Annotated in this window: 16 protein-coding genes; 1 reads left to right on the top strand and 15 read right to left on the bottom strand. The window is 46.6% G+C overall.

Annotation, left to right across the window (positions count from 1 at the left end; translation table 11 throughout):
* Window positions 1-6 precede the first annotated feature (6 nt).
* The 6 genes from PAENI_RS25440 to PAENI_RS25415 form a co-directional block, all read right to left on the bottom strand.
* A complete protein-coding gene (locus PAENI_RS25440; protein WP_149647151.1) occupies window positions 7-1,374 on the bottom strand; it encodes a glucosidase family protein in 1,368 nt (455 codons plus the stop codon).
* A 42-nt stretch (window positions 1,375-1,416) separates the two neighbouring features.
* On the bottom strand, window positions 1,417-3,177 hold the full coding sequence (locus PAENI_RS25435) for a glycoside hydrolase family 36 protein (RefSeq protein WP_262495731.1): 1,761 nt from the start codon (window positions 3,175-3,177) through the stop codon (window positions 1,417-1,419).
* A gap of 27 nt (window positions 3,178-3,204) precedes the next feature.
* Window positions 3,205-4,101 carry a carbohydrate ABC transporter permease gene (locus PAENI_RS25430; RefSeq protein ID WP_149647150.1) on the bottom strand — a complete coding sequence of 299 codons (897 nt, stop codon included), beginning with the start codon at window positions 4,099-4,101 and terminating at the stop codon, window positions 3,205-3,207.
* 34 nt (window positions 4,102-4,135) lie between these two features.
* Window positions 4,136-5,092, bottom strand: coding sequence for an ABC transporter permease (locus PAENI_RS25425; RefSeq protein WP_262495730.1), 957 nt, complete (start codon window positions 5,090-5,092; stop codon window positions 4,136-4,138).
* 64 nt (window positions 5,093-5,156) lie between these two features.
* A complete protein-coding gene (locus PAENI_RS25420) occupies window positions 5,157-6,833 on the bottom strand; it encodes a type 2 periplasmic-binding domain-containing protein (protein ID WP_149647149.1) in 1,677 nt (558 codons plus the stop codon).
* A gap of 1,147 nt (window positions 6,834-7,980) precedes the next feature.
* Window positions 7,981-9,045, bottom strand: a complete 1,065-nt coding sequence (locus PAENI_RS25415; protein WP_149647148.1) for a LacI family DNA-binding transcriptional regulator — start codon at window positions 9,043-9,045, stop codon at window positions 7,981-7,983.
* Window positions 9,046-9,267: 222 nt separating this feature from the next.
* Here PAENI_RS25415 and PAENI_RS25410 point away from each other — a divergent pair, with 222 nt between their 5' ends.
* Window positions 9,268-9,897 (top strand): YfbR-like 5'-deoxynucleotidase, encoded by a 630-nt coding sequence (locus PAENI_RS25410; protein ID WP_149647147.1) that lies wholly within the window; start codon window positions 9,268-9,270, stop codon window positions 9,895-9,897.
* A gap of 248 nt (window positions 9,898-10,145) precedes the next feature.
* Here the strand turns inward: PAENI_RS25410 and PAENI_RS25405 are convergent, their stop codons facing one another.
* Genes PAENI_RS25405 through PAENI_RS25365 form a run of 9 tightly spaced genes read right to left on the bottom strand, consistent with a single transcriptional unit; the run spans window position 10,146 to window position 23,477 of the window.
* Window positions 10,146-13,004 carry a right-handed parallel beta-helix repeat-containing protein gene (locus tag PAENI_RS25405; RefSeq protein ID WP_149647146.1) on the bottom strand — a complete coding sequence of 953 codons (2,859 nt, stop codon included), beginning with the start codon at window positions 13,002-13,004 and terminating at the stop codon, window positions 10,146-10,148.
* A 24-nt stretch (window positions 13,005-13,028) separates the two neighbouring features.
* Window positions 13,029-13,709, bottom strand: coding sequence for a hypothetical protein (locus PAENI_RS25400; RefSeq protein ID WP_149647145.1), 681 nt, complete (start codon window positions 13,707-13,709; stop codon window positions 13,029-13,031).
* 14 nt (window positions 13,710-13,723) lie between these two features.
* Window positions 13,724-14,863, bottom strand: a complete 1,140-nt coding sequence (locus PAENI_RS25395; protein WP_149647144.1) for a glycoside hydrolase family 88 protein — start codon at window positions 14,861-14,863, stop codon at window positions 13,724-13,726.
* A 27-nt stretch (window positions 14,864-14,890) separates the two neighbouring features.
* On the bottom strand, window positions 14,891-16,945 hold the full coding sequence (locus PAENI_RS25390) for a hypothetical protein (RefSeq protein WP_149647143.1): 2,055 nt from the start codon (window positions 16,943-16,945) through the stop codon (window positions 14,891-14,893).
* Between the two features lie 24 nt (window positions 16,946-16,969).
* Complete coding sequence (locus PAENI_RS25385; RefSeq protein ID WP_149647142.1) at window positions 16,970-18,901, bottom strand: DUF8034 domain-containing protein; 1,932 nt, start codon at window positions 18,899-18,901, stop codon at window positions 16,970-16,972.
* 41 nt (window positions 18,902-18,942) lie between these two features.
* Window positions 18,943-19,848, bottom strand: coding sequence for a fumarylacetoacetate hydrolase family protein (locus tag PAENI_RS25380; RefSeq protein ID WP_149647141.1), 906 nt, complete (start codon window positions 19,846-19,848; stop codon window positions 18,943-18,945).
* A gap of 24 nt (window positions 19,849-19,872) precedes the next feature.
* Window positions 19,873-20,646 (bottom strand): SDR family NAD(P)-dependent oxidoreductase, encoded by a 774-nt coding sequence (locus PAENI_RS25375; protein ID WP_149647140.1) that lies wholly within the window; start codon window positions 20,644-20,646, stop codon window positions 19,873-19,875.
* Between the two features lie 26 nt (window positions 20,647-20,672).
* Window positions 20,673-21,575 carry an aldo/keto reductase gene (locus PAENI_RS25370; RefSeq protein WP_149647139.1) on the bottom strand — a complete coding sequence of 301 codons (903 nt, stop codon included), beginning with the start codon at window positions 21,573-21,575 and terminating at the stop codon, window positions 20,673-20,675.
* Window positions 21,576-21,590: 15 nt separating this feature from the next.
* Complete coding sequence (locus PAENI_RS25365; RefSeq protein ID WP_149647138.1) at window positions 21,591-23,477, bottom strand: heparinase II/III family protein; 1,887 nt, start codon at window positions 23,475-23,477, stop codon at window positions 21,591-21,593.
* Window positions 23,478-23,548: the final 71 nt, after the last annotated feature.

Raw genomic sequence — 23,548 nt, 5'->3', positions numbered from 1 at the left:
GCAAGATTATATATTTACCGTAGCCCGATCGCCCGGGTTCAATTCGACGACCGCCGTACTCACGAATTCTCCATTTCCGTCACTTCCGATCGACGCAGGTGTGTCGGTTCCGTTCACGTATAACTTTTTATGAGTGCCGGAGAATCGCGCCTCCCACCGAATCGTGCACCCAGTCCCGTTCGTCAACGTCGATTCACGACCGTTCGTATGAGCGATATCGATTTGTCCGCTCATTACTGGAATATTCTTTGCTTCGATCCATTCAATAGAATCCGTCAGGCGGGACATGGTAACCAAACTTTGACGATGAGCGTCTGTGGACAAGCCAAACGCACCCGTGAATATAGCTCCGATGACGCTATAGCTCACTTCGGGATATTCCCGTCTCTTCAGGTGCGGATCTATCATTTCCAGCAAGGCCGAATAGGCCTCCCGATTCAAGCCGTGTTTGTAGAAAATCTCGGCCATGTGGGACTTTTCCTCGACATTCGAGCCACCGTGAAGTACAACATCCCTTAAGGCGCGTTTTTTTCTGTCGCCCGGCTCTACCAGATCGAAATAGAACGGCAAGTATGTAGCCGAGTTATAGAAACCAGGATAACCCCGGCGATCCTGCATGAGTGCGCCGTTGAATCTGCCATTCTCTTCGTTCCACCACTCACGGTTGTACAGCTCCCGGACGGCTTTCGCCTTATTCTCGTAAAGCACTGCCAGAGCCGCCTGTCCACGTATCGCAAGAAAACGGGAATAGGCGCCAAACGCCGCGTATTGAGCCGCGAGCACATCGCCACCAAGAAGCGGATGTAAGCCGTCTTCCACGTAGGAGGCGATACCTCTTCGGCCGTAAGGAGCATAATGCTCAGGAAACCCATCCTTGTCCTTGTCCCAACGATCGATGTAATCGGTGACGGTCCGCTCGTAGAAATTCCGGAATACCGGATGATCCACGTAATCGTGGTCTCCGGTCCACAGGTATTGCTTGTAGCAGCAATCCAGCATGTCGAAGTTCGCGGGAAGGTTATACCAGAAGTCGGAATCGTCCGTATAATCGACCGGAGCTGGCCGATCGTATTTGTCGATCTCCCAGTACGTGCACCAATCCCGAGAATCGTTAATGCCCTCCGCAAACTTAAACAGCATGTTTTTTGTATAGTCCTGCAGACCGAGTACGTTAGCCCCGACACTCTGATGGCTCAAGTCGCGCATGCAGAAGGCGTCCCTACCCGGCAGCGCGGCTTCGTAAAATTTGCCGACCGGTGTTCCGTCCGAGACATAGGCAAGCGCTTGGCTCTTCGCCCAGTCGAAGCCTGCTATAAGTTGCGGACTCGAGGAGTCAATCGTCACTTGTCCGAGTTGTGGATCATTAATAGTCATTGGTGGATTCATCCTTCCACAAATTTTTGATCGCGGTCAAGATTACGCTTCGAAGACGGCAATACCCGCCGGAGGGATCGCGATCGGATGAAGCCCCATCGTGAAGACTGATTTGTACGTAGCTGTTACCTGACCTTGGCAATCCCTTATGACGACGTTTCGCTCGCCCATGCTTTCCTCGAGTTCAATCACGATTCTATCGTTAAGCGTGCCGTTGACGACGAACCACGTTTTCGGTATTCGGGAGCCCAGATTCACGACGATATCCGCGTAAACAGCCGTAATAGCTTCATCATCGGCACTGGCAGTCACAAACGGATAGACCAGCTCCGGATGCTTCGCGGTCAGCCGCCCGTCCAGCAGAACCTCTCTCTTCTCGCGCCAGAATGACAGCCAGAACCGTAACATCCGAAGATGGGATTCAGGAAGTTGATCTAGCAAAACCGATACTTGCGGAACTGCAAACAACGTATTCACCAATTGCAGCGCCGCGTTCTCCGTCGGCTCTTCCGGATTCCACATAAGCGGATCGGCATGAACGGCGGTATCTCCCGCGAGCAGACGAACGTCCAGCGTACGTGAACGATTCTCCAACGCATCGTTCGGACAGTCCATCGCACGGAACATATTGCCGTATTTGCGCATAAGTGGTCCGATGTACGATTGGCGGAATTCGATCATGATATCCGGCTTGATCGCCCTTAGCCTGGACATCACGTCACTCAAGAGACGGTCGACCGCTTCCGGTACCGATTCGTAGTCTCTTCCTTCGATGTCACTGGCGAATGTGAGATTAAAGCTGTCCACGAAATCAAGCTTAAACCCATCCAAATTCCAGTCCCGCAGCGCGTTCTCGTACGTTCCAATAATATATTCCCTAACGTCCGGGAATCGTGGATCGAGCACGCCCGCGCCTAAATCTTCGATTTTTCCAAGCAGCTTATTCTCGAACATTGGCCAGACGTTGCTGTGCTTGCCGACGAACGGAACGGAATACCAGAGAAGAAACTTCATTCCGATTTCGTGAACGCGATCGACATGCGCCCTCATATCGGGAATTTTGCCTTCGAACACATCCCAATCTCCGCAATAGGCGTACCCGCGCGCATTGTCCGCCGTTTGCCACCCATCGTCAACGATAACGGCTTCGCAGCCTATGGCTTTGGCCAGTTCGCATTGTCGTTCTACAGCCTCTGCCGACAGTTGCTGATGAAAGCTGTACCAAGTCGCGTACATCGGAAGCTTTGCTGTATCCGGAACTGGACTCGGTTCGTATCCCGGCAGCGTAGACCACCATCGTTGCACATTCGCAATGCTTTCTTCGTATGGGATGTCACGCGTATCGATATGGAGCGTCGCTTCATAAGACCGGATCGGCGAGCTTTGATCCTGAAACAGCTTGACAGAACAAAGAAAATTTGATGTTTCTTCGTGAATGCCCGCTTTCAATTCGATCGGATTGAGCGCGTCGGAAAAAGCAAACGTCATCTTGTTATTTCCTTGGAAACCGTAAAGGACGCAAACCGGTGCGGACGACGTCGCCTTCGAACGGAATCCACTCTCCCAGTCCACTCGAAGCCGCTTGTTCCGATAAAATCCCGGATGCCAGCAGGCGAACACGTCGATAACCGGAAATTGCCAAGTCAACTCCATCGTGCCGGGAGCTTTAGGTTCATCGGATTGAAGTTTCAAGTTCAAACGAAGAATGCCAGTTGCCGATTGATTCAAGGAGAGCGAAACGTCAAAATCTTCTTCTCCTCCTGTCAAGGTAAACGTATAACCGCCTGAAGATATATTTTGCACACCATAACTCCTCTCTTTCTCGTCTGATTAACCTTTTACCGCGCCCAGTGTAATTCCCCCGACAAAATATTTTTGAAGGAACGGGTAGATGAACACGATCGGTAGCGTCACGACCATCGTAACCGCAGCCCGCAAGGTGACTGGAGACAACGTTCTGAATTTTGAAAGCGCGATCTGCTGATTTTTAATCTCTTCGAACGACTCCACTTCAAGCAGCAATTTCCGCAAGTAAACCTGAAGTGTATCCCAATGCCCATTCGAGTTGTACAAGACGACGTCGAACCAAGAATTCCAATGTCCAACCGCGCTGAAGACGGCGATCGACGCAAATACCGGTAACGAAATCGGCATGACAATCCGAAAGTATATGCCAAGCTCGTTGGCCCCATCGATACGCGCCGATTCGAATAGCGATTCGGGTAAATTTTGCATATAGGAAGCCATAATGAGCATGTAGTATGCATTTAATAAGTTTGGAATCCAATAAACATGAAATGAATTGACCAACCCTAGCTTCACGATCAGCAAGTACGTCGGAATCAATCCACCGCTAATGTACATCGTCATCAAAAACAATATTCGCATCAATTTTCTGCCTGAAAAATGCCGTACCGTGCTTATATAAGCCAGCAAACCTGTTGCCATCACGCAGGTGGTCGTGCCGACAAGCACTCTCAGGATCGAAATGCCGAACCCCGAAAACATTTTATTCTCGTGCAGCATGAAGCTGTATGCATCGGTCGAGAACATTCTCGGCCAAAGATAGATGCCCCCTCTCGCTGCATCCGCGCCGTCGTTTAACGAGAGGGCCAGCAAATTCAGAAATGGATATATCATGAGTACTGAAAAAAGCAACATAAAGCCGACATTGGCAATATCAAAAATTTTACTTCCGAGCGACTTTCTTTCAAAAGACGAATTCATCGGGTCGCGCCTCCTGTCATTGACATGTATCGTATTAAATGATCGACGTATCCAGCACTTTTTTCGAGAACCTGTTCGCGCCGAACACGAGAGTAATCCCGATAATCGCCTTCAATAACCCGATGGCTGCACCGTACGAATAGTTCCCTAGCTCGATGCCGTATTTATAAGCATACGTATCGATAACCTCGTAGTACTCTCTCGTTTGCGCGTTTCCGATCAACAACTGCTGTTCGAATCCCGCGTTCAAGATGCCTCCGATGCCGAGTATCCAGAGCAGTACGATCGTCGACCGAATGCTTGGAAGTGTAATATGCCAGATCAGTCCGAATCGGTTTAACCCGTCGACTTTGCCGGCATCGTACATCTCCGAATCTACGCCCGCCATCGCAGATAAGTAAATAATGGTGGACCACCCGACGTCCTTCCACAAATTCGCAGAGGTGATGATCCCCCAGAAGTATTTTCCTTCGCCCAGATAAGAGATCGGTTGATCAATGATGCCAAATCGCATTAACAAGTCGTTCAAGATGCCTTCATTGCCTAGGAGGGCGAATAAAATGCTTGCCACGACAACCCATGAAATAAAGTGCGGCAAATAAGATATCGTCTGAATCGTCTTTTTGAATCGTTTGTTCTTCAGCTCGTTCAACAAGACGGCCAGCACGATCGGTGCCGGAAATCCGAATAAGATGCTAAGTCCGCTAATGGCCAACGTATTTCGCAAGACGATCGAGAAGTCCGGGGAATCAAAGAACATCTTAAAATGAGTAAGCCCTGCCCAATCGCTCTGGATAATCGAATTGCCGGGAATGTAATTAACGAAAGCCATCAAAATACCATACATCGGCGTATAGCTGAATATTAAAACCCAAATGATCATGGGAATGCTGATCAGCCATAATTGCCGTTCCCGATACAAACGTCTCATCACGTTCCGATTTTTCATTTGCGATGGTGCCGCCGGATGTAATTGATTTAATTTGTCCACGCATACGCCTCCAAATCTTTTTTTTAACAAGAGGAAGGGGGGACCCCCTTCCTCCCGGGCGTTATTACTTCCAATCCTTCAATCTTCTTTGGTATTCTTCCGATTTGAATTTTTCAATTTTGTTCAAACCTGCGGCATTCAACTTATCCTGCATCGCTTTGAAATTCGCAACGCTTTCTTCCTCCGTCTTGCTCATGACCGCTTTCGACCATAACGTTTCTAGCAAATCGGTGATTTGTTTATCAGTTACTGCCAATGGATTATTCGCCAGGATCGGAATGTTGCCGAAAGTATTGTCGTAGATTGTATCCTTCAGGTTATCGTTCAGCATTTTCTTCCATTTGGCTTCTTGATTGAAATTTTGATCGAACCAGTAGGTGCTCTTGCCGTCGTCCTTCATCGTTCCATCGGGCGAAACCAGATTTAACTGGTCCATACCGATCAGTTCACCGGCGTCATAGTCGAACGTCGAATCAAGAATCGCTTGCTTTGCAGCGTCGACGAAGCTTGGTTGGTCATTCTCGAATGTCCAAGTGGATTTATCCGTATTCGGAACACCCCACCCAATCAACCTTGTTCCTATATCTGTCATGGTAAAATCCAACCATTTGACGATGTCTTCAGGGTTTTTCGCTTTGTCCGTAATAATCGTCATATTGCCGCTTCTAGCGTTTTTACCGGACATATACGAATGTTCCGCATTAGGCGCTTTCAGAGAATATTGCATGAAACGCTTGTTCTCCGTCCAATTCGTATCCGCTTTTTGCCATAATTCGTGGCCGGCGTTCCAGCCGATCCACCAAGCGCCGACATAGCCCATGACGCGGTCAGTGGACATTTTCGCTTTCATATTTTCGTATTTATTGATGAACGAGTCGGGATCAAGCAGGCCGTCCCGAAAAATTTTATTCATGAATTTCGTCAATTCGAGACCTTCCGGTGTATTGACCCAATGCGTCATCCCACCTTCTGGCGTGACTTTATAACCGTCTTTAAGCCCCCAAATACCCGCAAGCGTCGGTACAGTATTGGTCGTAACCGGAGCGTATGCGGTAAGCGCGTACGTTTTTTCTCCTTTATCGTTCTTTGGATGCTTGGCTTGCATTTGCTTCAAAATATCGTAAAATTGGTCGGGCGTCTCGAATGTCGGGTTGCCCAGCTCATTCAAATAGTCATAGCGCATTTGTGCGGCGAAGTCTGGAATCGGCAATAGTCCCCAATAGCTCGGAAGCGCATACAACTTTCCGTCGGTTAAGTACGTTTTATACAGGTCGCCAAGCTGCTCTTTGATGTGCGGAGCATACTTGTCGATGAATTGGCCAAGCTCGATCGCCTTGCCTTGAGCAACCCATTTGGATACAGTTGCTTCGTCCATACCTGCGATAACTTCGGGATAATCATTCGATACGAGCATCAGGTTTTGTCTTTCGTCGCGTTTAACGTCGTAAACGAGCTTGTTGATTTTTACATTAAATTTATCGAGAATGTACTGTTGCAATTGTTTGGCGTTTTTCTCCGCTTTATCCGGATTAGCTTGACCTGCATAATAGCTAAATTCAATCGTTTTCTTCGGGAGTTCCCAACCAAACTCGTTCAATTGGGCCACCGGATCTGTGGATACGGATTCAGTAGCGGATGGAGTTGCTTGCGCCTCGTTGCCACTGTTATTGTTTTTCGAGCATGCCGCAAGCGTGGACAGGACCAACATTAACGCTAGAACGACCATTAAGGTTTTTTTCACAGAAATCCCTTCTCTCGTTAGAAATATAGTTGACACCCAACAATGACACCGCTTTCATTCTGAATCTTAAAAAATGTTCCTCCTTTGCGCGTACTGACTTTCCCCTTTTCGGATTTGATAACAATGTATTTTTAGTAAAACTAACTATAAATATGGCTTAATTTTACCTATTTTTTAGTAAATGTCAATACAATCACTGAAATATTTTACCTAAAATGCTGTATTACTTGAACATTGAACTCTTCTAGGAGAAATGAACTTTAACAATTAGGGTTTTAGGTGCTGGAGATAGGGGGGGAAGCTCGAATCGCCTTGCTTTAGGCATCCCATTGGGATACAGTTACTTCGTCCATACCGGTAATAGCTTCGGGGTATTCATTCGATAAGTGCATCATGTTTTGTCTTTCGTCTCGTTCAGCCTAGTAAACGACCTTTTTTGATTTTTATGATAATTTACGAGGATGTACTATTGTGCTTTGCATTTTTCTTCGCTCGTTCCCAGCCAAACACGTTCGATTTGGCCTCCGGATCAGTGGAAGTGAATTCAGAAGAGGATAGTTTCGCTTGCGACTCTTTGCCACCGTTATTGTTTTACAAGCATACCACGCAAGCGTGGACAGGACTAAGATTAAGCTACAACGCTCATTAAATTTTTTCCACAGAACTCCCTTCACTCGTTAGAAATAAAGTTGACGCCTAAAATGACATCGCTTTCATTTCTGATCTAAAAAAAATCTCCTCCTTCTGCACGCACTGACTTTCCCCTTTTTTCGAATTTAATAACAATGCACAATATTTTTATTTAGTAAAACAAATATTAAAGATGGCTTTATTTTACTGACATTTAGTTAAATGTCAATACATCCAAAGAATTATTTTACATATTACAAAGTGTCACTTGAACATCGATAATCTTCTGGGTAATATGAATTGCAACAATAAGGTATTTAGGAGCTGTATAGGGGGAAAGGACGACTTCACTACTTTCATGTGAGGGAGGGAGAAACTAGTCGCATCAGGGAAGAGAGGGTACATCTTCATGCAAGATCGAGCGAACGATAGCCAATAAATCCTGTCCCGCGTTTGGCTACCGTTTTATCGAAACTCTATTCAAATGCCAAGAGCTCAAGAATTCCACACTAGGCATTTAGCTCATAGCATCACTATTTTGCAAATCAATATTAGCACTTCTGCTTTCCGATCCACAGCTATTCCTGATGACAAGATTCGTAGGTATTGTGACATGCAGAGGAATTTCACGCCCATTGAAACGATCGGCCATTAATTTTACGGCTGTCCTCCCCATTTCTTCGGAAAATATTTTTACGGTTGTCAACGGAGGAGTGACGAAAGAAGCGAACGGAATATCGTCAAAGCTCACGATTGCAATATCTTCAGGGACTTTTAACTTGAACTCGCTCACGGCCTTCAACGCCGCAATGGCCATCGGATCGCTCCCAATCAAGAAAGCTGTAGGTCGATCATCCTGTTCCAATGCTTGTCTCATGAGGGCATACCCTTCCTCTGTTCGCCATTCCCCCACAAAGATGTGCTTCGGATTATAATATCCTGCTTCTTTCATGATCGCTTCGTATTCAAGTTGACGAACATCCGTAGCATAACTTCTACCACTTATCTTTCGAATGTAACTGATTCCGCCAATATAACCGATTTTTCGATGGCCAAGCGCGATGAGATGATGAATGGCCTGTCTAGCCGCCTTCTGCAAATCGAACATGACTGAGTCGAATCTATCATCGATCATGTAGTCAACGGAAATAATTTGTTTCATCCGTGTCAAGTGGTTCAAAAGCTCGTTGTGTACTTTTCCGATAACAAACAAACCATCCAACTCGTTCGAATCGATAGCATGTTCGGATTCATCCATGAGCCGAAATATCTTGGATACATTGATGTTTTGTTTAACACATTCTTGTTCTATTCCTTGTCGAATAGACAAAAAGTAGGGGTCAGAAAACTCCAATTTCTCCGAACACGTAATAAGCAGCCCTACGTTTTTCTTCACGGTTTCTGTATCAATCGGTCTTTTCGAACGCATTCCTCCCTTTCGATAACCCAATGCTTTAGCCGCCACAATGATTCTCTGTCTTGTATCTTCTGAAACCTGTAATGTATAGTCTTTGTTCAACACACGCGAAACCGTAGCACTAGAAACTTCCGCTTTTTTCGCAACATCTTTTATTGTGACCAATTCACCATCACACCCTCGGTTTAATTTACTAAATATTTTACCAACAAGAAATGTAAATAGCAATTAAATTTATTTACTTGTTAAATCTAAGCATAGGACTTATGACTGAGTGACGAATTCATCGACGCCCAATTTTTGATTTAATTCTCTAATAACAAATCACCCCTATACTAGGATAAGGTAACAACACCATCACTTTATATACAGGAAGGATCGACACTTATGGGGATTCACACCTATTTTCAATCGCTCAACGATCTCGAACGTATTATTCGCTGTCCAGGTAAATTCAAATTTGAAGAACATAGTGTATCTGCTCATTCATGGAAAGTTGTTCAGTATGCAAAAACATTAGCCGATATCGAGGAAAGTAATGGGATAGCTGTGAATTGGAAAAAGCTTTACGAAATTACAAGCAGCCATGATTACGGTGAAATATTTATTGGAGATATTAAAACTCCCGTGAAGCATTATTCTCTCGAACTTCGTGGTATGCTCCAAAAAGTAGAAGAGGGAATGATTGCACATTTCATTGATGAAAATATTCCTGAGGACCTCAAATCAATCTTCCGTAGACAATTACGTGAAGGTAAAGATGATTCTGTAGAAGGGTTAATACTTGAAATGGCTGACAAACTCGATCAAGTATACGAAGCCTTTACTGAACTAAGAAGGGGCAACACGGAGAAAGAATTTGTTGTCATGTACCGCGAGGCATTGATTAAAATCAAGAACATCAAACTACATTGTGTAGATTATTTCTTGCAGCATATACTTCCTGATCTTGTTGAGGAAAGCTCCAACTGTCCTGTTGATATCAAAAAGATTACAAAAGAAGCATTAGACTTCTAAGTGTCTTTTCTACAACTCTCACGAAATACAATTTCACTTATGCTATTCTAGCTTTTCCTCCGATTTCTGATTTTCCCCACTTGAAAAAAATCATAAAAAAACAAGACCACCTTATAAAGCGGTCTCACTGGTTCTACAAATGGAAATTATAGACTTGACTTAGACAACGAGAAAGCGAGCGAGAATCTCTCTCCATAGGAAGGGAATCCTCGCTCTTTATTTGGAATAATGCCATATTGCTGAGCAATCTATTGAATAGCAATATCATCAAAGTAAGTGGTCGTCGTATTTCCAGACCAAGAGTCACCGATAACAATGCGATTAAAGCTTGTTCCACCCGTCGGTGAAGCAACCAGTACTCCGTCAATATACATATCGACTTTCGTCCCCGAAGTGTAATCCCACTTCAGTTCATGCCAGCCTGTCGTTCTGCTTACAGAAGTTGCAGTATATGTTCCGTCCAGACGGACCGAATACTTGGTGGTAGAGGTCGGCGTATTGACTGCGATTCCACGGATTGCCGAACTGTTGTCAACAAAACCCGCCACTTGCATGTTCGTTGCGCCTGCATCATCATAGAACCACATCGTTACAACTTTATTCTGCAAAGAATGGAACGTCTGCTGGATCGCATCCATATCCTCGCTTACAAGGTAGCTGTAGCTTCCTGCGTGTGCTTTTGCACTGCTGAGGGATGGTGTACCTTTGCCTGGGACAGAGATCCAGTTTCCTAGGCCGTTTTCGAATCCATCGAAGGTATACATGGATTGATAATAAGGATCCAATACGAGACCCACATCATCCACGTATGCTTCCCCCGTTGTGGAAGTCTTTTTCATAAAGATTTTCGCGCTCGTTTGCGATGGACCGGTCTTGAATTTCACCTTCACAAAAGTCCAAGTTGAACTGTTTGAAGAAGCGCTGACCTCTGTATCACCGAAGTCCGTCACGCCGAGAACCACGTTTTCGCCTGCGGGCGAACGCAGCCACGCTCCCGCGATATAATTTGTGTCAGGCTCAAGCCCTGTAATAGTTTGCGCGATCCCATCCACACTGCCGCTAAGCTTTACACCATTGAATTGCGATCTCGACATCCCCGCATTGGCTGCTTTGCCCCAATGATTGTCGGCAACAACGGCATTTCCGCCATCCGTTGTCGTCCAACTACTCAGATTGCCCCATTCAAAGCCACCGTTGACCACCTGATTCATTTGAGGTGTATCCGGTCTTGTATATGTCGGACTTGGTGGACTTGCAAAATTGTGACCTGCAGTCCAGTCCTCACCTCCATATTCGTAAGCTCCGATGTCCGGAGCGCTTCCTGTGTATCCATCGGTAATCCCCGGAATCACCTTGCCTGAATCCTTGGCCGCCGATGTAGACAATAAACGATAATTTGCGTTGGCTTCATCTATAAATCCCGGTGAACTGCTCAAATTAAACCCATGTTCTGCGTTGGCTGCGGTTACAGAATCCACACCTTTGATGATATTATTGTATATTTTGTCGCCATACATATCTTGAGCGAAAACATCTCCCCACGCTCCGACCGGAGACGTATTGGACCATACGGTATTGTTATATACAAGATTGTAATTAGACGGTGTATTCAATCGAATGCCTTCGTTGTTCCACACGACATTATGATGCAAAATAAAATTGTTTGTATAATTATCCAGATATATTCCTGAATTCGCAGCGGCTGCTTTATTATCGTGAATATAGTTGTGATGGATTTCCGTATTTTGACCGTCCGTATTCGGCCCGTAAACCATACCCAAATCCGTGGTCAGCCAGCCTGCGTTATAAATATTGTTGAATTGGATTTGATTAGCAGTCATTCCGCCGCTGAAATAAACCGTCACACGTCCGGCGTCCGATACGGTATTATGACTGATCAAGCTGTTCGCTCCCTGCAGGTTGACGAGACCTTCCCAGTTCGGTACATAGCCTCCGTCATGAATATAACTATTAATGATATTGTTATTGGTTCCTTTTACCGTAACAAGACTGCCCGAGCTATAAGCGATCTCGCTATCGCGTATCTCGTTATAACTGCCGTTAAGAATGATCCCGAGATTGGCTTGTTCTCCGGCGCTGGTGTTCAAATTATGGTGTGAAACGTATTTGGCTGCAATCTCCTGTATCGTAACATGATCCGTGGAGTTATCCGTCACAATCGTGGAAGCAGTGATTTGTATCCCTTTAACGCTGATGTAGGATTTGCCGGATAAATCAAAAGCATTGTTTCTCCGTTTGGCTTCAACCATGAGGGTAGACGGATTTCCGCCACCAGGAGCCCACAAGTAGAGCTGACCGTTCGCGGAATCATACCACCATTCTTTTGCGGTGTCCAACGCTCCTTTAATACCGGTCAAATAATACCTATTTCCAGATTTCGGATCATAATAGGTTCCTGAACCCTTTAAAGGCTGTATAGTCAGCTTCTTTAAAAAGGAATCGTACCCCGTCACGGTTGAGGTTTGAGCAATCCACGCACTTCCGCTTGTAGTCCAAATCGTTGCGCCCTTCCAGAAATTATTGCCACCCGGAAGTGAGGTATCGAAAATATTGGTCGCATTCGTAAATGTACCCGCTGACGATGTTGTAGGGTTCAGTAATGTTCCTGTCTGGTTAGGCCAACGTGCTTCATCCATCAATGCTCCATTGACGAACACTTGATTTCCCGCCTCTAAACTCCACGTCATCGGAGCTTTATAGATGTTTCCACTGTCTTGCGTCCATCCGGTAACGACATCATTGCCACTGACTATTACTTTCTCATCATTATAATTTTGGTAAGTGATTTCACTCCCGTTCGTCCCAGAATGTAGCGGGATCACCGTTTCCCTGTATGTTCCTCCACGGATGAGCACCGAATCGCCAGCTGTCGCTGCTTGAGCGGCGCGTCCAATGGTTTGGAACGGCGTACCTAAAGATATCCCGTCGTTGGTATCACTTCCATTCGTATCTACATAATATGTAGCGCCTGCAGCCATCATAATCGAATGATTCATAATTATAGGAAAAGACAACGAAGAAATTAATACGACGCTCAAACAGACTTTGTTAAATGGCTTCAGCCACTGTCGGATTCCGGTTATCATTGTGTTCACTCCTCGCTAATTTGGTTACAGGCTACTTCCCTGGATTCTCTCCATCTGCATCCACAAAATATCATTGCCCGACTCATCTTTCCAAGGAATAAAGTGAGGCAGCATCGCGTCATGCCAATGAATCGGTGATTGCCGCGTATGAAGAAGTCCTTGAGGTTTATGTCCACTCGTCAGGCTGGGCAACTCATGATACGAAAAGATCAGTGTGCCGAACATTCCGATCATATAGGTTTGATTAAAGCTCGACGCGGCTTCTTCCTGTTTTTGAAAATGATAATAGATATAACTTGCTGCCATCTCTGGACGTAAACAAGCGACCGAGCCGATACGCTCATCAATGTGACGGTGATCTCTCCAAGATGAACGATCTGACGGCAACCCATCGTGAAAAATAGCGATTAAAGGTACTTCGAGACTATCCGTGGATCCTGAAGGATGCCCCATACTTAACGGAACTAACGGCCAAGTTTCCAAGATCCGGCCATAATACCTTGGCCAGCGCCACTCTGCGTATTCTGATGAAGAGCCCGCTTCCGCATAAATAAACACAAACTGCTGTAAGACAAAGATGGAAACATCGTAAAGTCCCTGAGCTGACCAATCCCTTCGAAGAGACTCAATATCTGTATTCACCATTTGGCGGAACTCGCTTTCCGAGTCACGACGAAGTTGGGAATAATATAGCAATCGTTTCATACAAGTAACTCCCCTTACCAGAACGTATCTTTGATGCTCCGCAGCTTACAAATAGCTTCCGCAAAAAAATAATCTCCATATATAATAGGTACATTCACATGAGTCTTTCGCGGACTATTGGCTGTACCAAACAGCAAAATCGCTTCTTCGTGCGGATCATTCCAGGCTGTATATTGTTCATCAAGCTTACGAATCAACTTCTCAGCTGCATCAAAGTACATACGGGATTCACTTGACGGTACCAGCAAACTAAGCTCTAGTAATCCGCTTGCCGCGCATGCGGATGCCGTGGAATCCATGGCCATTCCTTCTTCCCAAGGCGCCCGGAAATCCCATGGCGGAAGACCGTCATCCGGCAGATTTGCGAGAAAAAAATGGGCCGAACGCTTGGCGGCATCGATATAGCGTCGATCACCGGTATATCGAGCGCTTAAAGCCATCCCGTAAATCGCCCATGCCGTGCCGCGGGACCAGGCTGAATCCGGGTCATAGCCTTGTCCGCCAAGCGCTTCCTGACGTTCCCCCGTCTCCGGATCAAAGCAGACGATATGATGAGTCGAACCATCCGGCCTTAGGAACTCACGCAGCGTGGTATCCGCATGCAGCCTCGCGATATGACGGAAACGCGGATCCTTGGTCTCCTCGCTGGCCCAGTACAGCAAGGGCAAATTCATCATGCAATCGATAATCGCCCAACCGACCCGTTCCGGCTGATTCCAGGCCCGAATGAATTGTCCAGCAGGATTGAAGCGTCCCGCCAGATGACTTGCCGCGGTCATGGCCCGTCGTCTTGAATCTTCATGGCCAAGCAATTTGAACTGCGCCACGGAAGACAAGCTCCACATAAAGCCTACATCGTGATGAAGCGGAAAAAAATCATTTAGCACCAAATCCATTCTCGCTTCGGTAAGCGCTGCAGCTTCTTTCAAACGTTCATCTTTCGTCTCACGATATACAAGCCACAACAGTCCTGGCCAGAAACCATTGGTCCACCAATCCGCTTGTTCGCGATTATATTTGCCATGATACGAAGCGTATGGAAAATCCGCTCCGATCGATTCGCACATGTTCTCGACTTTTCCAATAATTTTGCCCCAGGTCTGTTCAAGCCAAAGTCGACTTTCCGAATCAGGATGCGGCTCGATATTCTTCATCTCGATCTCCTTTCGGCCCTGACGGCCTTATTGTTCCATTCTTAGTGAAAAGTGTAGGGTGATTTCCTGTTTATCTTTTCGCGTCCATTGGGCCAGCTGATAATGACCGTTCCGATTCGGCATTCGTCCGGGCAGCAGTTCCAATTCCACGCCATTCTCTGATTCATCCGCCCACACTGTATATTTGGCGTGACCGTAGTTAACCGTAACCTTGCTTCCTTCAGAGATGACGGTGGATTGTTCCGTCCCATTCGTCACCAGCAGCGGAACGATAACGCCAACTGCAGTTATCTCAGCCGCTTCAGCTGAATGCAGCTTCCAGGTAACCGTTGTTCCCTCCTTACCGATCTGGTAAATTTCCTCAATACATTCCGCACTGCCATTTCCCGGTCTGGGGAGAACGTCACTGATCGCACGCTGATATACTTCATTAACATTTGCGCCGGGAGTGTTCGGATCTAAAGGATAGGCCTTTGGCTGCGGGCTTGCGATATATGAGACAGAAAAGCTTAAATCCTCTTCCTGACTTTCCGGCAACGAGAGTTCATTTATCCAATGCAGCCTTTCCGCGTTTAAAGGTTGCCCCTCCACATCCAAGGCGTGGAATACTTCATGCTGTCTGCGGCCGTAATTGGCCAGTCTATCCCAAGATCCATGCTCATCTCTCCATGTAGGGCCAATGGCTGCCGGAAACAACGGTGCGGGAATCGTCTGTTTGGGACGATAAAAAATCCACGGGATTTCCCCATCCAAGCCGGCTATTCCCGTTGACAGCGCCGTCTCTTCTGGAATTCCTGACCGATGTAAACGGACAAATCCGGTCGCGTCCTGGCCCATCTGGGCAGCGGTATCCAAGCTAATATGATAGCCCCCTCGCTTCGGTCCGGTAGTTGCATAGATGCGATGGAATGAAGGTAAATGCAGCACAAAGCCTCCGACATCGCAAGGTGCAGCCACTTCTTCAATAGAGTCATCGGCATCCATATAACACGAAACAGCAATCTGAGCGGCATACAAGCTGTACGTGGAATGATAGGCGTAAAATTCATAACCAACCCGCTCTGCCACAGGAAAGAGATTTTTAAAAAGGCGAAATTCTTCAGCATCGTCTACCCATCGTAGAATCGATTGATAAGCTAGATGAGCGGCGCGTTTAAACGTTCTCGCCCACAACAAATCTCCATGTCGAAAGTAATATGCCGCCTCTCTTTCACAAATATGGGTAAAGGACAGCTCATTCCAGAGCAGCTGATTGCTGCGGCCTCCGCAGCTTGTAGCTCCGGTAACGGATTGCGTAAACAGCATGGTTTGGGCTCCGCGATGTAGAAGAATCTTCAACAGTTCCGCGGATGCCCCTTGGTATCCGGCTTCCAGCACTCCGCTTAACTGATCTCTGGCTGCCAGATCATAGGCGGCCGGCAGATTCGGATCCCGATATAAGCCCTCTGGCGTGAACCGTGTCAGTTGATACGGTAAGTACTTGTCAATAAAGCTGGTTGTATCGGTTAGACCGGTGCGATACCTCATCATCTCCCCATGCATTGCATACGTTGCCCAATTGCGTATTTGCCGGATATCGGGGAAGTTCCGCTCGGTTTGCGAATAGGTAAGCTCTGGCTCGAACCGCTGTAAATTGCATCGCCAACGTTCAACACGGGATGAATCTGCGAAGCCAGATAACAGTTCATATGCCAGAACCAGCATATGGGATGTGAAATCCGCATGATCGTCTGGAACCTGGTTTTCGCCAAGACAATAGCTGCCCCAGTCCATCGCTTTCAGAATGGTGTCCTGCAACTCCGGACACCGGCCTGAATGAAGAAGTACAGCACCGGCCTTGACAAAGGATGCCGTTGCATATTCATGTTCCTTTCCGTCCTTAGGATCGAGAACAGCACCTTCCTCAGTAACATAAGGCAGAAAGGCGCGAAGCCGCCCTTCGGCAAAATCCAAATAATGCTCTTTTTTTATAGTGGTCGTCTGAACTGACACATGCGACTGACGAGATATAAAGTCATTCTTCAGCCCTGCGATAGGATCAGCCATTCCAAGTTTATTTAAATATGAGATATTAGCGTTCATCCTGTGCATCTACTCCTTGTTAGACTATAGCGATCTGCCCTTAAGCAAGTCTTTTTGTTCTGAATCCAACCACGGCATATCATAAGAAGGGGAGTTCACGTATCGATCCATGCTGATTCGAAGAGTTACACTGGTTCCGGGTGCTAAATCTACGGTAAGCCATTTTTGGTGGACCGAAATCGTTTCGATCACCTCATCTTTATCACTGATAATGGAAGCTTCTCTAAATACGTGCTCCCCAAAAGTGCCGGCTTGAATGATAACAGAGCAATGATCAAACAAACTGATATTTACTAGTTCCACCGTCACGGAGTTGACAGAGAGCTCTTTTACGAGCGCTGCAACGGATTCCGGCAATCCGGGTCTCTTGGCACATACGTCGAAATATCGAACCCGGGCATGCTGCAACCCGCCGTGTGAAATATGCATCGGACCGCCTAATGTCAATTGGACAAGACTCTCCATATACACAGGACACATTTCTTGCCAGATATGAATGCTCGAGAAATCATTCTCACTGTACTGATCGGACCAGTTGTAAGGATCTCCGGCCTGTGATCGCAGTTTACTCAATTGCTGTTCAACAAGCTCGAAGTTGGCTTTTAAAATCTGTATTGGATAGTCCGGATGTTTGCCCGAGATAAATTGAAACCACGGCTGTGTGTTGCCGATATAATGTTTGGTGTTTCTGCGTGTCTTTTTATCGGTACCGGATAATTTCGGAATAATAATCTCATTCCAATCATGATCCTTGGGAATCCGCTCAATGCGCTCCAGATCTTCATCCGCCATGGACATCGTCCATAGGTAAACCGCATATTTGGGATCCGCGCCGCGAAAATCCGACCAGCCTGAGTCAAATTTTTTATTTGGTACAACCCATTTTCCGTCCTGTTCTTTACGAAGCTCCCAGTTTGCATCCAATTGCTCCCTGGCCAGGTTCATCTTGCTCATATCCCCTGACAGCAGCACCGCGTTCATACATGCATTCGTTAGCGGTTCAATGATCGTCAAGAACCCATGCGGCCAGCGCCATCCATAGTATCCGCCCCACCATTTGCCGTCATTGTACTCCCCGATTTTACCGGTCAGCCCTACATTATCGGGTATGATCCCACCGTTTTGTTTCGTTCGCTCTTCCCAGACACCCAGGTATTCCAAAACCCACTCGCGATACTTTTCTTCTCCGAAATGAAGGAATGCATGAGTTACAAGCCCCGTGGCATTTAAATTCAATGGTACATCACCGCGAGTCATCCGCTCGTTCATCATTTCGATAACGCGGGCATAAACCTCATCGTTCGACCATTCACATGTTCCGCTAGCAAAGTCTACGCCCGGAATATCCTCATAAGGTGCCAAATAATCATCGAGAATACCGCGGTGTGTGCACCAATCCTCGCCAGTAAGTTCAAATCGAGGACCACGGCTTCCCGTAATGGGTGAACGAATCAGCTTTCGTTCTTTATCATAGTTTTGCGCTTCTTTGTCCTCCCCCATATACATGGCGGCAAATCGCGCTGCCCGCTGACGATCCTTCAATGTAGGAGGGCCGGCGAGTCCCAGAAAATAGATGTACAAATACCCTTCGCCGTGATGCATCCAGTCGTAATAAGCGTCGAATTCGCGATGAATTTGACCATATTCCGTCCACTGCCATGTGATGCCGTCCCAAATTTTGCGGGACAGCTCATGCAGTTCAGAACTACCGCCAAGCATATATAGCAGAGCCAAATTCATAAATCCTTCATAGGGATCGTCCGATCCGTCCATACCCGGCCAATCCTGTCTCCAGATGAGCGTACCGTCCGGTTGCGTATAGCGTTCAACAAACTCCACAGCCGCCTTGTTCAATTGATCAAATAATTGACGTTGCATGAATGCCCACTGTGGCGGTATCGTTTTCCGCTTTGCGGCAATGACAGGAATGGATTGTGGGTTCTCTGTAAAGGCCATCGTGAAACCTCCTGTTTCTCTTTCCGTTTGTCCTGATTTTTTTACGATTCGGCTACCATCGTATTGGTGATTGACCCCAGTTTTTCAATCTGAATGGTCACTTGGTCGCCGGCTTTCAAGTACACTTGCTTCTCAGGAGGATATCCAAGCACAACGCCTTCCGGGGTTCCCGTCAAAATGATATCTCCCGGAACCAGAGTCATATGCTGGGAAATATAACTGACGATTTCATCGCAGTAAAAAACCATATCGGATGTATTGGAATGCTGTCGCACTTCGCCGTTAACAAGACACTTAATCTCCAAATCATTTGGGTTACCAACTTCATCAGCTGTGACCAGATACGGACCGAGCGGCGAAAATTTATCGCAGGATTTGCCCAGCAACCACTGATGAGTGCGAAGCTGCAAATCGCGTGCCGACAAATCGTTCACATTGCAATACCCGAACACATGTGAAAGCGCGTTTTCCTTGGAAACATCCTTGGCCTTTTTGCCGATGACAATCACCAGTTCTGCCTCATAATCTACTTTCTCTGAAACTCTCGGGAGCGGAATCACCTCATCAGCACCAGCCAACGTATTGTTGAATTTGTTAAAGAGAATCGGGTATTCCGGAATCGGTGCATTCGTTTCTTCCGCATGCTTTCTGTAATTCAAGCCAACACAAATAATTTTATTCGGATGCGTAACACACGGGCCCAGCCTGAGCGCTGACTCCTCCAGCATGCAGGATCGGGTCGCAGTTTCGGATTGCCGTACTTGAACTATATAATCACGAAGCGCAGCGAAAGCCTTATCTCCACCATCAAGTAACTCATGAATCGTTGTTGGAATCGGTTCTTCCGACCCTACCAAGGATAGGGCACTTTGAATATCTAGAACTCCCTCGTCCGTCTTCACTCCAAGTCTATATCGATCATTATGAATAAAAGTTAATAACTTCAAGTGATCACCCTCAAATATATATTGTTAAGCATCTTTACCGAATACGACGCCGCCGTCGATATATAGTGGAGAACCCATCATAAACTTCGATTCATCCGAAGCAAGGAACAACGCTGCAAACGCCACATCTTCCGGCCTTCCCAGTTCGCCGCTAAGCTGACGTTTTTTAATCGATCCAATCGCGGTATCAGGATCTTCGTAACTATTGTTCAAGTAATTCTCCACAAAAGGGGTCAGAATAGTTCCCGGTAGCAGTGCGTTAACACGTATATGATATGGCGCATAATCCACCTGCATGGACTTCGTCAAGGCCAGCACAGCACCTTTCGTTGCCGAATAAGAAGCGCGCTTTGCTAAACCTATTTCTGCGACGCACGAAGACATATTTATAATCGAGCCTGATTTACGCTCCATCATGTGCGGAAGTACATATTTGCTTGGCAAGTAAACGCCGCGAATATTCACATTCATCACACGGTCCCATACGTCAGGCTCAACCTCATGTAACGCACCGACCCCACTGATTCCGGCATTATTGAACAAAACATCAACCTGGCCGAACTGTTCGATGATCTCTGTCACCATCGCCTGGACTGAAGCAGGATCGGTGACGTCCGCTTGAATAAAGACGGCTTTACCCCCGGCTTGAGTGATTTCCTTTACGGTCGCTTCACCTTTCACCATATCCAGATCATTGACAATTACCGTGGCTCCTTCTTGAGCAAAAAGTAGCGCGCTCCCTTTTCCGATGCCGGAAGCGGAACCCGTAATAAGCGCGATTTTTCCTGCGAGTCTCATTCTGACTCCTCCTATCCAATATTGTTCTAAAACAATCGCTGTCCAGGGAATAATCCGATCACTTTTTTCATCTCTTCATCGGATAATCCTCTTCCATCGCAATAGCCGGTGTTTAAATCCAGCGACTGGACCGAAGTCGTTCCGACTAATGTAATTGCGATGTCCGGGCATGTCAGACTGAATCGAAGTGCGGGCTCAACAAGCCCATTCGGTTCACTTTTGCGTAAAAAATCCAACTGCGCCATTCTTCGTTCGGCTTCTTCAAGCATCACCTTATTATTCCTTAAAAAAGGCGCCGGACGGTCCGCTAAAATCCCCATCGCAAGCGGACTGCCATGAATGACGCCGATATTTTTCGCCTTTGCAAGGGGGAATAGCTCGTCTTTTGCTGTATAGTCTACTAATGTATATTTTGCATACGTCTGGATGGTATCGACCAGATCTTCGCGCAGGAATGGCATCAACAGCTCAATATCTCCTGCATTTACACCAATCGCTCTTACTTTCCCTTGCTCTTTCAGCTTGCGGAAAGCAGGCAGGGTTTCGTTTACGGCCTGTTCATAAGTCGTCTGCTCCAATTCATGCAATTGGATTAAATCAATATAATCCGTTTGTAGTCTGCGTAAGCTCTCTTCAACAGACTTGATTGTATTTTCATACGAATAAGGATCCCCACGCATGATCGCCTTGGAAGCAAGAATGACAGCCCCGCGTTTACCTTTCAGGGCTTTCCCGATTCTCCGCTCACTTTCCCCACGTCCGTACAAGGGGGCAGTATCAATAAAGTTAATACCAAAATCCAAAGCACTATCGATCACATGAGTAACGGTTTCATCCGTTGTCTCACCGAAATCGCCGCCAAGCGGTGCGCCGCCCAAACCGATTTTGGATACTCGAAAACCTGTTTTTCCCAATATGGCATATTCCACGCTGCTCCGACTCCTTTATTGTAAATTAGCTGCAAGATGAGCCCCTTTGTAAATTTCGAATCTAAATGTCATCTCCATGATTCTTTCGAGGTGATTGCAGTGAAGGATCATCCGGTAGAATTTCTTTCCCTTTTCCGTATCGGAATCTAGCGTTACACCCTCTATTTCCACACCCCAGTCGTTCTCTTCATAGAAGAACATCACGCCATTCAACATGATTTGACCTGGAGCGGTTTTTACCGGTTCAGTGATGCTGATAAACACCTCATGGAAGGAATTGGTTTTTCCCAAAAATGAAACCTGATCCCGGATCAGAAGTTGAGGCGATTCATTCTCTGCGCGTTTCCATACAAAATGTCGTGTAAGGCTTTGCAAGGAAGGACAGTCATAGGCTTGAGTCAAATCAAGGGAAAACGCCATCTCTTTATCCGTCTGATAATGTTCGACCAATTCGGCGAAATACCGTTTTCCGAAGCCCTGTCTGCATCCATCCACAATAGGCACTGAGTGCCCGTGCGAGCCGGCGTTCAATTGATTGTAGCGATATTCTGGCTGAAAATACTGTCTGGTATAGATACCCAGCCCCATATCCGCAAGCACGCTTTGACCATCAACATGCAAGATGAAATGTCCTAAATCATTATGATTATGAGGTTCTTCGTTATAGCCGCCCTTTGCTGCAAAAGCAACCAAATGTCCCTCCGTATCGATGACCTTTGAAATGGCCCACTGATTTCCTTCGAAAATCTGCTCTTCTATCGACCCCGATTTGTGCCGTTCCGCTTCCTGGGGCTCTGTCTTTTCAGGCGACCACAGCAAAAGTCTTGAGGTCTCAATCCAGCTGTTGGATGTCGGCTGCTGCAAGCTCGAAGATTCTGGCATTTGAAGAGATGGTGCGTAGCTTTGCAATCGGTGAATCAATCCCGGATTCCATTTCACTTGTTCAGGTGAGTCAGAGAAATTGACCACTTTGCCGTCACCCAGCATACAAAATTGCGGAAAAAGTGAAATCTGCTCGATTTTAGAATCTGCAAGAAGAGAAATCCGTCCTTGGGTTCGTTCTTTTAACAATTCCGAAAAAAAGACAAAATGAGAAAAGCCGTACTGCCAGTACGCCGGTCCTTCGGGAGTAGCTCCTTGTTCATCAAAGCCCGACAGGTAACCGCGTAGAACATTAATCACTCTCCACAGCATGCCGCTTAGCTTTTCACTGTCCTGTTCCATATAAATAGCCGCCGCTCCAATGGAAGAGGCGCAAACGGCAGGCCAATTGTTCGTTTTAAGTTCCCAGTTCTGAGGAACCGGGTCATGAAAGTAAACTTGAAATAGTCGTCGTTCGATTTCGGCCTTGACCCGCTCCACCACCCAAGGATGCAATCGGCTCCCCATGAAATGGATGATTTCAGCAAGCGTAAACCCAATATGCGCCGATGCCAAATCCACCGTTTCACGCGGCATGTTCGGCTGGTCCCAAATTCGATGCGGATATTGGTTAACGTAAAGTCCCACATGCGCAGGTAGTACCCAAGTAAATTCATTGCAAATGCTCCAAATTGCATTTTCCAGTCCCGCGACCCATTCCGGATTTTGCTTGTCTGTCATGACTAGCAAGCTGAACGTATGAATGCCTGCGATTAAATGATCCCGCTTATTCTGATAGAAAGAGCGGTCACCGGTGGTGCCGAATAAAATAAACTCTGAGAATTGCGGTGGAAGCGGCTGCTCTTTGATCCGTTCTTCTCCACCTTTCTTCAGTTGCTCCCAAAAAGCTGTATATTTCGGATCTTCGCGAATTCTCTGCCAATGTTCAGAAGAGCCCGCTTCCTCATACAGCTTATGTGTTGAATGGGACGTCTCTTCCAAGGCCAGCTTTAACTGCTTTAATGTTAATTGATTAATCAATCCTCTCACCTCTTCTGTTGAAGACCTAATGAACTAAAAACAAGTGGCTGTCCATATGAACAGATACGTAC

Source organism: Paenibacillus sp. B2(2019) (genome assembly GCF_008370385.1).
Lineage (GTDB): Bacteria > Bacillota > Bacilli > Paenibacillales > Paenibacillaceae > Paenibacillus_AQ.
The sequence above is the reverse complement of the archived record's forward strand: the minus strand, read 5'-3'. Positions and strand labels throughout refer to the sequence as shown.